Annotated in this window: 11 protein-coding genes; 5 read left to right on the top strand and 6 right to left on the bottom strand. The window is 33.0% G+C overall.

Features of this window, described 5'->3' with window-relative positions:
• Nucleotides 1–45 precede the first annotated feature (45 nt).
• The gene (gene metG / locus B3R94_RS10120) at nucleotides 46–2,082 is read left to right on the top strand and encodes a methionine--tRNA ligase (RefSeq protein WP_291100579.1); all 2,037 of its coding nucleotides are present in this window, start codon (nucleotides 46–48) and stop codon (nucleotides 2,080–2,082) included.
• A gap of 91 nt (nucleotides 2,083–2,173) precedes the next feature.
• Here metG and B3R94_RS10115 read toward each other — a convergent pair whose 3' ends face one another.
• From B3R94_RS10115 to B3R94_RS10100, 4 genes are all read right to left on the bottom strand, one after another.
• On the bottom strand, nucleotides 2,174–3,145 hold the full coding sequence (locus tag B3R94_RS10115; RefSeq protein WP_038336808.1) for an SPFH domain-containing protein: 972 nt from the start codon (nucleotides 3,143–3,145) through the stop codon (nucleotides 2,174–2,176).
• A 58-nt stretch (nucleotides 3,146–3,203) separates the two neighbouring features.
• Complete coding sequence (locus B3R94_RS10110) at nucleotides 3,204–3,530, bottom strand: iron-sulfur cluster assembly protein (RefSeq protein ID WP_135834618.1); 327 nt, start codon at nucleotides 3,528–3,530, stop codon at nucleotides 3,204–3,206.
• Between the two features lie 193 nt (nucleotides 3,531–3,723).
• On the bottom strand, nucleotides 3,724–4,890 hold the full coding sequence (locus B3R94_RS10105; RefSeq protein WP_180905500.1) for a hypothetical protein: 1,167 nt from the start codon (nucleotides 4,888–4,890) through the stop codon (nucleotides 3,724–3,726).
• A 36-nt stretch (nucleotides 4,891–4,926) separates the two neighbouring features.
• Nucleotides 4,927–7,746, bottom strand: a complete 2,820-nt coding sequence (locus B3R94_RS10100; protein ID WP_291100575.1) for a TonB-dependent receptor domain-containing protein — start codon at nucleotides 7,744–7,746, stop codon at nucleotides 4,927–4,929.
• 148 nt (nucleotides 7,747–7,894) lie between these two features.
• On the opposite strand from B3R94_RS10100, the gene B3R94_RS10095 reads away from it, so the two are divergent.
• A complete protein-coding gene (locus B3R94_RS10095) occupies nucleotides 7,895–8,575 on the top strand; it encodes a response regulator transcription factor (protein WP_125348867.1) in 681 nt (226 codons plus the stop codon).
• A gap of 9 nt (nucleotides 8,576–8,584) precedes the next feature.
• Nucleotides 8,585–9,613 carry a sensor histidine kinase gene (locus B3R94_RS10090; RefSeq protein ID WP_038336818.1) on the top strand — a complete coding sequence of 343 codons (1,029 nt, stop codon included), beginning with the start codon at nucleotides 8,585–8,587 and terminating at the stop codon, nucleotides 9,611–9,613.
• Between the two features lie 2 nt (nucleotides 9,614–9,615).
• On the opposite strand, the gene B3R94_RS10085 is transcribed toward B3R94_RS10090, so the two are convergent.
• Entirely contained in the window at nucleotides 9,616–10,017 is a 402-nt protein-coding gene (locus B3R94_RS10085) for a hypothetical protein (protein WP_038336819.1), read from the bottom strand.
• Nucleotides 10,018–10,127: 110 nt separating this feature from the next.
• Between B3R94_RS10085 and leuS the strand changes: the two genes are divergently transcribed.
• Nucleotides 10,128–12,983, top strand: coding sequence for a leucine--tRNA ligase (gene leuS / locus B3R94_RS10080; protein ID WP_291100572.1), 2,856 nt, complete (start codon nucleotides 10,128–10,130; stop codon nucleotides 12,981–12,983).
• Between the two features lie 168 nt (nucleotides 12,984–13,151).
• Here leuS and yiaA read toward each other — a convergent pair whose 3' ends face one another.
• Nucleotides 13,152–13,541: an inner membrane protein YiaA gene (gene yiaA, locus B3R94_RS10075; protein WP_038336823.1), complete on the bottom strand. Its 390-nt coding sequence runs from the start codon at nucleotides 13,539–13,541 to the stop codon at nucleotides 13,152–13,154.
• 86 nt (nucleotides 13,542–13,627) lie between these two features.
• Here yiaA and B3R94_RS10070 point away from each other — a divergent pair, with 86 nt between their 5' ends.
• Nucleotides 13,628–14,164 (top strand): GNAT family N-acetyltransferase, encoded by a 537-nt coding sequence (locus B3R94_RS10070; RefSeq protein WP_291100569.1) that lies wholly within the window; start codon nucleotides 13,628–13,630, stop codon nucleotides 14,162–14,164.
• Nucleotides 14,165–14,169: the final 5 nt, after the last annotated feature.

Raw genomic sequence — 14,169 nt, 5'->3', positions numbered from 1 at the left:
AACAAACAACAAATCGTATCTTTGTCGCTTATAGATTTTAAGCAAATGAGTCAACCAAAAAGATATACAATAACAGCGGCTTTACCTTATGCTAACGGACCATTGCACATTGGTCACATGGCAGGTGTTTACGTTCCTTCTGATATTTATGCGCGTTTTTTACGAAGAAAAGGAAAAGATGTGGCATTCATTGGAGGTTCTGACGAACATGGTATTCCAATTACAATTCGTGCCAAAAAAGAAGGCGTAACGCCACAAGATATTGTTGATCGTTACCACGAAAATATCAAAAATACATTGGCTAATTTTGGTGTGACGTTCGATATTTATTCTCGTACAACATCAGATAAACACAGAGAAGTTGCGCAAGACTTCTTCAAAACGTTATATGATAATAACAAATTTACAGAAGATGTTACAGAACAATTTTACGACGAAGATGCGCACGAATTTTTAGCGGATCGATACATTCGTGGTGAATGTCCCAAATGTGGAAATCCTGATGCTTACGGCGATCAATGTGAAAAATGTGGCTCAACATTAAGTCCAGAAGAATTGATTAATCCGCGTTCTGCTTTATCTGGAAATACGCCAATCAGAAAAGAAACTAAAAACTGGTATTTGCCATTGGATCAATACCAAGATTTCTTATCAAAATGGATTTTAGAAGGTCACAAAAATGATTGGAAATCGAGTGTTTATGGTCAAGTAAAATCTTGGTTAGACGATGGTTTGAAACCTCGTGCAATGACACGCGATTTGAACTGGGGAATTTCTGTTCCTGTTGATGGAGCTGAAGGAAAAGTAATGTATGTTTGGTTTGATGCGCCGATCGGTTACATTTCTTTCACGCAAGAATGGGCAGAGAAAAACGGTAAAAATTGGAAAGATTATTGGCAAAACGAAGAAACGAAATTGGTTCATTTCATCGGAAAAGACAATATCGTTTTCCACTGTATCATTTTCCCAACAATGATGAAAGCGCATGGCGATTATATTATGCCAGATAATGTTCCTGCAAACGAATTCTTGAATTTAGAAGATGATAAAATCTCAACTTCTCGTAATTGGGCAGTTTGGGCGCACGAATATTTAGAAGATTTCCCAAATCAACAAGATACATTGCGTTATGTGTTGACGGCAAATATGCCTGAAAATAAAGACAATAACTTTACGTGGAAAGATTTCCAAACGAAGAATAATTCTGAATTAGTTGGAATTTTAGGAAACTTTATCAACCGTGTAATGGTGCTTTCTCACAAATATTACGAAGGAATTGTTCCTGCAAAAACAATTGAATTTGAAGAATTAACTGAAATCAAATATTTTGCAAAGCGCATTGGTGATCATTTAGATAAATATGAATTCCGTGCTGCGTTGACAGAATATATGAATTTGGCTCGTCTTGGAAATCAATTTTTACAAGCGCAAGAACCTTGGAAAAAAGGTGATGATCCAGAAGCTGTAAAAGGAATAATGTACGCTGCGACGCAAATTGCTGCTGCATTAGGACAATTAGGAGAACCATTTATTCCATTCGCTTCTGAAAAAATGTTGGCTATGATGAATGTAGAAAAAATGAGTTGGGATGATTTAGAATCAACAGACGAATTTGTAAAAGCTGGACATCAATTAGGACAATCTGAATTAATTTTTGCAAAAATTGAAGACGAAGCCATCGAAGCACAAATCAATAAATTAAACGAAAGTAAAGTCAAAAATAATATGACAAATCCAAACGCAGAACCTCAAAAAGAATTGATTTCTTTTGATGATTTCCAAAAAATGGATATCCGTATCGGAACTATTTTAGAAGCGAAAAAAGTTGAAAAAGCAGACAAATTATTCGAACTAAAAGTAGATACAGGAATGGACGTTCGTACAATTGTTTCTGGTATTGCAGAACATTTTACGTTAGAAGAAATCGTTGGGAAACAAGCGATGGTTTTAGCAAATTTAGCGCCTCGTAAAATTCGTGGAATCGAATCGAACGGAATGTTATTATTCGCTGATAAAGTAGACGGAAAATTAACGTTTGTAAATCCAGAAGAAGAAACGCCAAACGGTGTTCAAATTGGATAATTTTTATTGTAAAAAGTAAAATGTATTAAGTATAAATGTAAAAGCCACTTCGATGAAGTGGCTTTTTATGTTTAATAATATAATTTTATTTCTAAGGATATTCTGGAAAAGTAAACGAATCGCCTTGATTTGGCTTATTTTTTCGTTGAGTTGGATTATCTTCTTTTGTTATTTGATGCTCATTCAGTTCATGTGCTGCGGTAAACGAAGTAACCATTGTATTCAGCATTTCCGAAGCGGCAGTTGGTGAATTTGGCAACAAAACTAATTTACTTCCAGATTTTTCTCCAATCGCTTGCAATGTATCATAATGTTGCGTCACCACAATTAGCGCAGAAGCTTCTTGTGACGTAATTCCTGCTCCATTCAATACATCTACAGATTCCAATAAACCTTTTGCAATTTCACGACGTTGATCTGCAATACCTTGTCCTTGCAAACGTTTCGATTCTGCCTCTGCTCTTGCTTTTTCTACAATCAAAATACGTGCAGCATCACCTTCATATTGCGCCGCTAATTTTTCACGTTCGGCAGCATTAATACGATTCATCGCATGTTTTACTTGCTCATCTGGATCAATATCGGTTACCAAAGTTTTGACAATTTCGTAACCATATGAATTCATTGCTTCTTGCAATTCACTTTTTACAGCAACCGCAATATCATCTTTCTTCTCAAAAACATCATCTAAACGAAGTTTTGGAACCTCAGCTCGGACAACGTCAAAAACGAAAGAAGTTATTTGCGTATAAGGATTATCTAATTTGTAAAATGCATCATAAACTTGAGTTTTGATGACTTGATATTGAACAGAGACTTTCAATCGAACAAATACATCATCTTTTGTCTTCGTTTCGACAACAACGTCTAATTGTTGAATTTTAAGAGACATTTTTCCAGCAATTCTGTCTACAATCGGAATTTTGAATTGTAATCCTGGATTACGAATACTATTAAATTTCCCGAAACGCTCGATTACAACTGCAGTTTGTTGTTTTACTGTAAAGACGAATAAAAAAAGGAAAATAATTCCAAGAAAAACGATCACGCCTAAATATCCCATAAGTTTTAGTGTTTTGAATTTGTTGGATTAAGATACAAAAAAAATTAGGAATGTTAAGTTATAACATTCCTAATTCGAATTTTGCTTCTTCGCTCATCATATCTCTATCCCAAGGTGGATCGAACGTAATTTCTACATAACATTTCGTTACATATTCTATCTCTTCTACGCGCTGTTCTACCTCTACAGGTAAACTTTCAGCCACGGGACAGTTTGGAGATGTAAGGGTCATGGTAACTTTTACTTCACCATCTGCATTCACCTGTGCATCGTAAACCAATCCCAATTCATATATATCAACTGGAATCTCTGGATCGTAAACTGTTTTGAATTTTTCAACCAATTTTTCTCCTATCGAATCCAATTGTTCTTCTGTTAATGCCATTATTTCAATTCTTAAGAGTACAAATGTACAAATACTTTGCCTTACGTGGAATTTTTCTAAATAACTATTTTTAATGACTTAAAATAAAATAGTTATAATAGAAGAAAATCGCTTCTTTGGAGAACCCAAAAAAGCGATTTACAAACACGAAGAACTTTTTTATAAGAAAAGTTTTTTCTTTATATGGATTTAATTATAGACCTACTGTCCATCCTTTTGCCCAAGTTGGTGTGTCTACACCATTTCCAGCTCCAGTATTGTTAGCTTTTGAATAGAATTTGGTTACATCCACAGCAGCACCTGCAGAAGTTTTTCCACTTGATTCTGTATTAACATTAATAAATTGAACATTTTTAACTAATAAATCTTTTGAAGTCCAACCTAAAGTAACATCATGCTCAATATCGATACCTTTTGCCCAGTTTGCTAAAACAAAATTTTCTAATTGTCCTTTTGTTCCTTGACGTAATTTAATCGCTTGATTTTCACCTTCTCCTACATAATCTTTACCTAAACCAATTAAAGTTACATTCTTAATAATTGGATTTGAGAATGGTGTTAAATTATTGTTACTATCATTATTATCAGCCTCTATACCTCTATTTCCTTTGTTACGACCTTCTTTTCCGTACCAATATTCGTTTGTACCAACCCAACCTTCTGTCCAGTCAAATTGATCATCTTCGTTTTCATTTGATACGATATATTTTGTGTTAACAGTTCCTCCAAAGAACTCAATTCCGTCATCAGAACCAGCATATAATTGAACATATTCTATTTTAGTTCCGTTACCAACACCAAATAAAGAAAGTCCATTAAATTCTTTTTTGTTATTAAAAATTGCACCTGCATACTCGATACGTGTATATGTGATTGTACCAGAATTATCTGTTGCTACATCACCACCATATGTTAACTCAGAAACTTCTGCTGTTGCTGATTTTGCTTTGTTGATTGGTGCTTTACCACATAAAACAATCCCTCCCCAAGATCCTGGAGTTCCTTTTTCTGATGTAAATACAACAGGTTTAGAGGAAGTTCCGTTAGAGAATATTTGTCCTCCTTGTGCTACAGCTATGTATGATGAAGTACCTCCATTGGCAATAATTTTAGTTCCAGCAGGAATTGTAAGTGTTGCTCCTTCATTTACTTGTAAAGCTCCTGTTAGATAATATGTTTTAGATGCATCTAATGTAATTTTATCTCCACTTTTCAACTGACCTTTAAAATCAGCAGGATTCGCAACAAAGCCAGAAGGATTTGTTTCTTCTACTCCATTATCGTCGTTATTACTACAGCTTGTTAATGCTAATGTAGAAAATGCACCTACTAAAAATAGTTTTAAAATTGATTTTTTCATAATTAAATGTTTTATTGTGTTTGTTTTATTTTGTTTTTAAAATTGATAGTTAACAGATAAACCGAAGTTCATTCCTTTTTTATAACTTAATGTTTTTACATCTCCATTCAAATTCTCTTGTACACGGTCTATTGTAGGGTTTAATAAGTTTTTAGCAGAGAAATTAATTCCAATATTTTTATTCAATTTTGAACGTAAAATGAAATCTAATGTGCTAAATCCTTTATCGACTTGATTTCCTCTTGTTTCAGTTCCAAGCGCATAAATACGATCAGAGAAATAGTTATAAGCCACAGTCGCCATTACACTTCCTCCACTTGCCCATTTCTTAGAATAAGATAAATCTGCATTCGTAATAAATTTAGAAGCTCCTGTAAATGCATCTTCTTTATTCGTAAAATTGGTATTGATTCGTTGTCCATTAAACAAAGTTTCGTTATACACTTTCTCATTATCTAACTCTTGATTAGAATACATGTAAGCTCCGTTAAAACCAATTGTTAACTGCTCTGGATTCGATGTTTTGTTATCCAAGATTGCTTTTCTAACCTCTAGTTCTGCACCAATTGCATATCCCCAATCACCTGTATTTGCATAAGAAATATCATTAGATGATGAAGCAATTGTTGTTGTATTGATTGGATCTTGAATATATTTTCCGAAACCACCAAAAGAGATTACTTCTCCATTTTTAGGGAACCATTCCCACTTAATGTCTGCATTGTAATTTGTCGAAGGATACAACATTGGATTTCCTCGGAAAGTTTCTGTTACATCTTCATAAACAAACATGGCAGTTTCTTTGAATTGAGGAAGTGTATATGTTTTAGATGTAGCAAAACGTAAGTTTTGATTATCTGTTAATTTATAACGTAACATCAAACTTGGTAATAATTCGAATTGATCGAATGAGCGTTCTCCTTTAGATAAAGCTGTGTACCAATCAATACTTTGTTTAAGATATTCTGCACGAACGCCCAAAACAGCTGTTAATCGATCTGTAAAATTATATTCTACCTCAGCAAAACCAACTTGAATATCTTTTTGTCCATTATAAGTTTGAGCACGATAGTTTCCTTTTCCATCCTCATCGAACGTAGTAATGGTAAACAATTTATCTTCTCCAAAATTTGATTGATTGAATACTGCGTCTAAATTATTTGGATCAGCTTGAATACCACTTCTTGTAAACTTCATATTAAATTGATTTGCCTCAAAATCTCTTTCTTTATGTCTACCTTGGTAACCAACAGAGATTTTAGCTTTATAATCTTTCAAGTCTCCACCAAAAACGCGATTATATTCTAAGTTTGCCGAAATTTCGTTCTCATTAAGATTTTGGTAATAACGGTTACTTAACGAAGCATCTTGAGTTGCTAAAAAATATTGACCTGTTTGTTTATCCAAACGCATCGTATTTTGCAAACGATCTGGCATATCTTGTTTCACAGTATTGTAAGAAATCCCCCAATGAAACTCAGATTTATCATCCAATCTATGATCTCCTAATAATTGATTCACAAAAACTTGATTCTTTTCGTAAGTTCCTCTACGTATAAATCCTTCATGATTATCATCATTTACTAAATCAATAACAAAACCTCTATACTCTTGTAAACTTTGAGAAGTATTGTTAATAAAAATACTATTTGCTCTTAATCGATTATTTGGATTAAAATCATAATACAAATTCACCATTCCTGTAGTATTCGTATTATAGCTATCTTTAGTATAGTTTTTAAAGTTATTAAAATACGCTCCTTCTGCATTTACAGAAGCCGCTAAACCTTTCTCAATACTTTGCGCTGAGTTATCAAAAGCAGCTGTTGCAAAGAATCCGAATTTTGCTCCGTTTTCAAACTTGTAACTTTTTCCTCCTTTTATATTGAAACCTCCAGCTACAGCAGATTTAGATTGCGGATTGAAACTATTTGTAAAATGATATCCAGTTGTTGCATTTGCTGGAATTTTTGTTTTTTGAAAACCAAACCAATTTGGTCCATCTTGCAAATTGAAGTTTTTATTGGTAATCGCGTTAGAATTCAAATTTAATCCTGTTCCGATTTCTAATAAACCATTTCCTTCATATAATTTTGATGAAATATCAATATTTGCTCCACCAAAATCAGCCATCATTCTTACATTGAATGTTTTGCTCAACGAAATATAATCAATAACGTCTGTTGGAAATAAATCCAATTTAATATTCTTGTTACTAGGATTTTCTGACGGAACTGGTAAACCATTCAATGAAGTATAATTATAACGGTCTCCTAATCCACGTACAAAAACATCTCCTGTACCTTCTTGTTTTGTAACACCAGCCATTTTCGCAACTGCCGAAGCCGCATCACTTACACCTTTACGATCCAATTCTGCTGCACCAATATTCTCTACCATTTTTACAGATTTTTTCTGAATATTAAGTAAAGAAGCTTCTCCAGATTTATCTTTTCTACCTGTTACAACAGCTGTAGATAAATCAATCTTTGTATCTTTTAAATCTTCTGGTTTCAAATACATATTTAATGTATTCGAATCTGATAAATTTTGAGAAACAGATTGATAACCGTCTACTTTAATATCCAGTTGATACGTATCATCTGGAACAGAAATTTCGTAGTGACCTTTATCGTCTGTTTTTGCTTGAATATTTAATCCTTCAACCACAAAAGTTTTTTCAGAAAGTGGTTGGTTTGTTTTTTGATCAAATAAAGTTCCTTCTAATTTAATATTAGTCTGTGCAAAAAGTGCTGCCGAACCTAATAATAAAAGTAAAGTTAAATTGCGTTTCATTGCGATTGTATAATTCGTGTTTGTTTGATGGCAAAGTTGCTGCAATCCAATGAAAAACATTTTTAGAAATTGTAAAGGTTTTGTTAGGTAATTGTTATGAAATTATCGTAACTTTAAATGAATGTTAAGAAATGTTTTTACCTAATTTCTCCTAAAATTTAAGCTTAATTTTACATCGACTAATTTTATTTAGTTATTACAAACAATTATGAAGAACATTAAAATTTTATTAGTTGACGACGAACCAGATATCTTAGAATTCATTGGTTACAACTTAAAAAAAGAAGGTTTTGAAGTAGAAACAGCTCAAAACGGATTAGAAGGTTTGAAACACGCCAAAATTTTTCGCCCAGATTTGATTCTATTAGATGTAATGATGCCACAAATGGACGGAATGGAAATGTGTGCAGAGTTGAGAAAATTAGATTCTTTTCAAGATACTTTGGTCGTTTTTCTTTCTGCTCGTGCCGAAGATTTTTCTCAATTAGCTGGCTATGATGCTGGTGCAAATGATTATATTTTAAAGCCTATCAAACCAAAAGTTTTAATTAGTAAACTAAATGCTTTATTGAAATTAAAACAACCTAACGAAGCGGCAAAAGACGAATTCATCAAATTGAATAATTTCGAGATTAACCGCGAAACCTATAAAGTAAATTACCAAGGACAAGACTTTTTGTTACCTCGAAAAGAATTTGAATTGATTGCTTTATTAGCTTCAAATCCAGAACGTGTTTTCAAACGTGAAGAAATTTTGGAGAAAGTTTGGGGAAATGAAGTTGTAGTTGGCGGACGTACAATTGACGTACATATGCGCAAATTACGCGAAAAATTTGGGAACGATCGTTTCTCTACAATCAAAGGAATTGGATACAAAATAAATGACTAAAAGCTCGTAATGGCTTCAACTTTCAAAGTTCAAAACATCTTTCTATTTGCCTTTCTCAGTACATTATTCTTGGCTTTAGGATTTGTTTTGTTCTCTTTTTTATGGTTTGGAAATATTGATTTTATTCTCCAAGAAAAACTATTTTTCATTAGTTTAATGCTTCTTTTATTGATTGGATTATCAATATTTTATTGGTTTTCTTTAAAAAATCAACGAAGAAAAGATTTTACTGAAATCTCGAAAAATATTCCACAATTTCAATCCAGCACAATGGATTTTGAAGAACTTTCTCAAAAAATTTCTACAATTACAGAAGATCAATCCAAAGAAATTGATGTTTTGAATGAGAGAGAAAATTACAGAAGAGATTTTCTTGGAAATATTTCGCATGAATTAAAAACGCCCCTTTTTTCAGTTCAGGGATATTTATTAACCTTGATTGAAGGTGGAGTTGAAGATGAATCTATTCGCGATAAATACTTAAACCGAATCAATAAATCGGTTGATCGATTGATTTATTTGGTCAAAGATTTGGACATGATTGCAGAGCTTGAACGTGGACGAATCAATATCGAATTTTCAGTTTTCAACTTGACGGCGCTTGTACAAGACGTTATTGATTTATTAGAAATTAAAGCTGAAAAAAATAACATCAAAATTTCTCTAAATTATCCTATTCATCAACCAATAAAAGTTGTAGGTGATATTCAGAAAATTCAACAGGTTTTAATCAATTTGATCGTAAACGCCATCAATTATTCTAATCCAAATACAGAAATTGACATCGATTTTGAAGAATATGATGATAAAATTCAAATCTCAATAAAAGATCAAGGCGTTGGGATAAAACAAGAAGACATTGACCGAATTTTCGAACGTTTTTATCGAATTGATAAATCTCGAAATCGTAACAATGGTGGATCTGGATTAGGTTTGGCAATTGTAAAACATATTTTAGAAGCTCATAAACAGAAAATTTATGTAACAAGTAAAATAGGAAAAGGCTCTACTTTTTCGTTCTATTTACAGAAAGCTTAATACTATTCTCGCTTCGTAAACTTCAAGGTAATGTTGTGTTTAAAAACTTTCAACGTGTCGTTTTTTGCCTCTTTCCACAAAAAATAAGGAGGTTTCAAATTCAATACATTTCCTTTTACAGCCAATGAATCCTCAAAAAGTTCAGCATAAAGAACTGTATCTTTTTTTAAGAATGCTTTGTCTTTATAATCAATCAAATAATAATCACTTCTGACATAAATAGGATCTTTGACACGAAGTGTTGAATCCTTTTTATCAAAATTCCATTTGATATTAATAGGATTAAAACCATCTTCGTACCCCACAAAAATACGTGTTGTATTTACAATATGACGAACAGAAAAAATAAGGACAGTAAAAAAAATAAGGATACCGATATAATATAATATCAATTCTTTTTTCATGGATTTGGTTTAGTTGTTGATTGTTAATGTACAAATATCGCCATTCTATCCTAAAAGATACATAAAAAATGTAAATTTGCATAAATTTAATTTTAATATAACTTCCAATAATGCAATATAATCCGAATGAAATCGAACCAAAATGGCAAAAATTTTGGATTGAAGACAAGACGTTCAAAGCTGAAAATCAATCAGAAAAACCTAAATTTTACGTATTAGACATGTTTCCTTACCCTTCTGGAGCAGGATTACACGTAGGTCATCCACTTGGATACATTGCGTCTGATATTTATTCTCGATACAAAAAATTAAAGGGTTTCAACGTTTTACACCCAATGGGTTACGATTCTTTTGGTTTGCCTGCGGAACAATATGCGATTCAAACTGGTCAACATCCTGCGATTACAACAACAACGAATATCGAAGGTGGTGTTGATAAACAAGGAAATGTAATTGCTGGTTACGAGAACCAAATGAAAAAAATTGGTTTGGGATACGATTGGGACCGTGAAATTAGGACTTCGGAACCTGAATATTATAAATGGACACAATGGATTTTCAATCAATTATTTGATTCATATTATGATAATTCAACCGATAAAGCTGAATCCATTTCAAAATTAGTTGAAACATTCAAAACTGAAGGTAATGCAAATGTAAATGCTGTGGCAGATGATGATATTGAAATCTTTACGGCAGAGCAATGGAATGCCTATTCTGAAAAAGAACAACAAGCAATTTTATTAAAATATCGTTTAACTTTCTTAGCAGAAGCAGAAGTAAACTGGTGTCCAGATTTAGGAACTGTTTTAGCGAATGACGAAGTAATTAACGGATTATCTGAACGTGGAGGATTCCCTGTTGTGCGCAAAAAAATGACACAATGGATGATGCGTATCACGGCTTACGCTGATCGTTTATTAACTGGTTTAGATAAATTAGATTGGCCAGATCCGATCAAAGAATCTCAAAAAAATTGGATTGGTAAATCGCAAGGTGCATCAATCTTTTTTGATGTTGTAGGAAACGATGACAAAATTGAAGTTTTTACTACTCGTCCTGATACTGTTTTTGGTGTTTCTTATGTAACATTAGCGCCAGAGCATCCTTTAGTTTCTCAAATTACAACAGCAGAAAACAAAGCAAAAGTTGATGCTTATGTCGATTATACTTCAAAACGTTCTGAACGTGATCGTTTAGCGGATGCTAAAAATATTACAGGAGAATTTACCGGGGCTTACGCCATTCATCCATTTACAGGAAAACAAATTCCGATTTGGATTGGTGATTACGTATTGGCTTCTTATGGAACTGGAGCTGTAATGGCTGTTCCTGCTGGTGATGAACGTGATTTTGCTTTTGCAAATCATTTCAATTTACCAATTATTAATATTTTCAAAAATCAAGATATTTCTGAAGCTGCTTTTACAGAAAAAGGTAGATTCGAATTACAAGATTCTGATTTCTTAAACGGATTAGATTATAAACAAGCGGTTGCAAAAGCGATTGAAGCTTTAGAAGAAAAAAGTTTTGGACAAGGAAAAACAAACTTCCGTTTACGCGAAGCTGTTTTCTCTCGTCAAAGATATTGGGGAGAACCGGTTCCTGTTTACTTCAAGGACGGGATGCCTTACACAATTCCTACAGAAGCTTTACCAATTATTTTACCTGAAGTGGACGAATATTTACCAACATCTGAAGGTGAGCCACCATTAGGGCGTGCAACAAAATGGGCTTTTGATACAACAACTAATCAAGTTGTAGATAATACTTTAATCAATAACGAAACTATTTTCCCAATAGAACTAAATACAATGCCAGGTTGGGCAGGTTCTTCTTGGTATTGGTTACGTTATATGGATGCAAAAAACGACAACGATTTTGTATCTAAAGAGGCTGTTGATTATTGGCAAAATGTAGATTTATACATGGGTGGATCTGAGCATGCTACTGGTCACTTATTATATTCTCGTTTTTGGCAAAAATTCTTATTCGATAAAGGTTTAGTTCCAACGGATGAGTATGCAAAAAAACTTATCAACCAAGGAATGATTTTGGGAATGACCGCTTATGCATATAGAATTAATGGAACAAATACTTTTGTTTCCAAATCTTTGAAAAATCAGCATGAAACAACTCCAATCCGTATTGATGTTAAGTTGTTAAAAGACGGAGGAGACGAATTAGATACAGAAAAATTCAAAGCGTGGCGCGAAGATTTTGCTAATGCTGAATTTATCTTAGAAGATGGTAAATATATCACAGGACGCGAAGTTGAAAAGATGTCAAAATCATATTACAACGTCTTAAATCCTGATGATATTTGTAATCAATATGGAGCAGATTCATTACGTTTATACGAGATGTTTTTAGGTCCAGTTGAGCAATCTAAACCATGGAATACACAAGGTTTATCTGGCGTTTATTCATTCTTGAAAAAATTCTGGAGATTATATCATTCAGGAGCAGAAGAAACTTTCTTCGTTTCAGAAGATGAACCAACAAAAGAAGAAATGAAAGTGTTGCATCAAACCATCAAAAAAGTGGACGAAGATGTAAACAATTTCTCTTTTAATACATCGGTTTCTACTTTTATGATTGCGGCAAACGAATTAGGAAAATTAAAAACAACTAAACGTGCAATTTTAGAGCCTTTGGCAATTATTATTTCGCCTTATGCACCGCATATTGCAGAAGAATTATGGTCAAAATTAGGACATGAAACGTCAATTGCGCATGCAGATTTCCCTATTTTCGAAGAAAAATGGTTAGTTGCAGATGCAAAAGAATATCCAGTTTCATTCAATGGTAAAATGAAATTCTTGTTAGAATTACCTTTATCGTTGTCAAAAGATGAAATTCAAGAAATTGTAATGAATGACGAACGTACCATCAAACAATTGGGTGATCGTACGCCAAAGAACATCATTATTGTTCCTGGAAAAATCATTAATATCGTTGGATAAAAAAGATTTTAGATACTAGATTTTAGTATTGAGAATATAGATAAAAGCCTCGCAATTAGATTGCGAGGCTTTTACTTTTATTTTGCGTTAGGGATTGTAGTGAAAATCCTTTGCTGAATAGCAAAGATTGTAACGAAAAGCCCGCCCGTAGGGAACGCCCAAAAAATATTAATTAGCCATATTGTCCCTTGTATTTTTTTGTACAGCAATAGCTCCAAAAATTGCCAATAAAAAAGCAAATGCATAGAAACCTTTCTCCGAAGGTAAGATTGTTGCATTCCAAAGACCTATAATTAAAAGTGTGATTGAAGCTATGGTTCCGAACCAACAAATTCCGTAATAAATATCGGTTACAGGGATTTGTTCCAATCGGTCTCGAACCGCTTTTTGTAAAGATACTACAGCGAAAAGTCCAAATAAAAGAACGGTAAAGTAATAACCTTTCTCGTTTAATTCCATTTCGGCGCGCGTCAATCCAATAATATATCCAATCATTCCCGAGCCTAAAGCAATCCAAGAAGCTGCTATAAAAGCATTAGATACTTTTTGTTGTTTCATTTTATGTATTTTAGTAATAGATTAGCTGTAAATATAAAAATAATTTAATCTGATTTACAATAAAGATTATTCTTAACTCAATAAATATGAAATATTTACCAACTTTAGAAACGGAGCGTTTAATAATTCGTCCAATTACGATAGATGATTTGCAGGATTTTTATGAGATGGATTCTCAACCAGAAGTGCATACATTTCTGAAAAATCAACCAATTAAAACGATTGATGGAACAAGAGAAATCATCGAAAACTTATTGATTCAATACAACGAACTTGGACATGGACGAGTGGCTGTTATAGAGAAAGAATCGGGAAAAATGATTGGTTGGACTGGTTTTAAATACATGACCGAAAAAGAAACAATGAACAATCGATTTGATTTCTTAGATTTTGGCTACCGTTACCGAAAAGAAACTTGGGGAAAAGGTTATGCGACAGAAGCTGCGAAAGCTTGCATGGATTTTTATCGTGAAAATATGACTGATTTTAAACTAAATGCCATAACACATACAGAGAATGCAGCATCAAGAAATGTGTTGGAAAAAATCGGTTTCGAAGTCACTGAAACTTTTCATCTGGACATGTGGGATTTGGATTGCTTTTGGTATGAATTGAAGAAATAATTAAT

The sequence above is a fragment of the Empedobacter sp. UBA7611 genome (assembly GCF_002484365.1).
In the GTDB taxonomy this organism is placed as follows: Bacteria; Bacteroidota; Bacteroidia; order Flavobacteriales; family Weeksellaceae; genus Empedobacter; species Empedobacter falsenii_B.
Note: the sequence above shows the minus strand (reverse complement) of the source record. Positions and strands in the feature narration are given on the sequence as shown.

Coding starts and splice junctions, on each gene's coding strand:
- leuS (WP_291100572.1), top strand. CDS start 10,128: ATGCAATATAATCCGAATGAAATCGAACCAAAATGGCAAAAATTTTGG.
- metG (WP_291100579.1), top strand. CDS start 46: ATGAGTCAACCAAAAAGATATACAATAACAGCGGCTTTACCTTATGCT.
- B3R94_RS10095 (WP_125348867.1), top strand. CDS start 7,895: ATGAAGAACATTAAAATTTTATTAGTTGACGACGAACCAGATATCTTA.
- yiaA (WP_038336823.1), bottom strand. CDS start 13,541: ATGAAACAACAAAAAGTATCTAATGCTTTTATAGCAGCTTCTTGGATT.
- B3R94_RS10105 (WP_180905500.1), bottom strand. CDS start 4,890: ATGAAAAAATCAATTTTAAAACTATTTTTAGTAGGTGCATTTTCTACA.
- B3R94_RS10100 (WP_291100575.1), bottom strand. CDS start 7,746: ATGTTTTTCATTGGATTGCAGCAACTTTGCCATCAAACAAACACGAAT.
- B3R94_RS10110 (WP_135834618.1), bottom strand. CDS start 3,530: ATGGCATTAACAGAAGAACAATTGGATTCGATAGGAGAAAAATTGGTT.
- B3R94_RS10090 (WP_038336818.1), top strand. CDS start 8,585: ATGGCTTCAACTTTCAAAGTTCAAAACATCTTTCTATTTGCCTTTCTC.
- B3R94_RS10070 (WP_291100569.1), top strand. CDS start 13,628: ATGAAATATTTACCAACTTTAGAAACGGAGCGTTTAATAATTCGTCCA.
- B3R94_RS10115 (WP_038336808.1), bottom strand. CDS start 3,145: ATGGGATATTTAGGCGTGATCGTTTTTCTTGGAATTATTTTCCTTTTT.
- B3R94_RS10085 (WP_038336819.1), bottom strand. CDS start 10,017: ATGAAAAAAGAATTGATATTATATTATATCGGTATCCTTATTTTTTTT.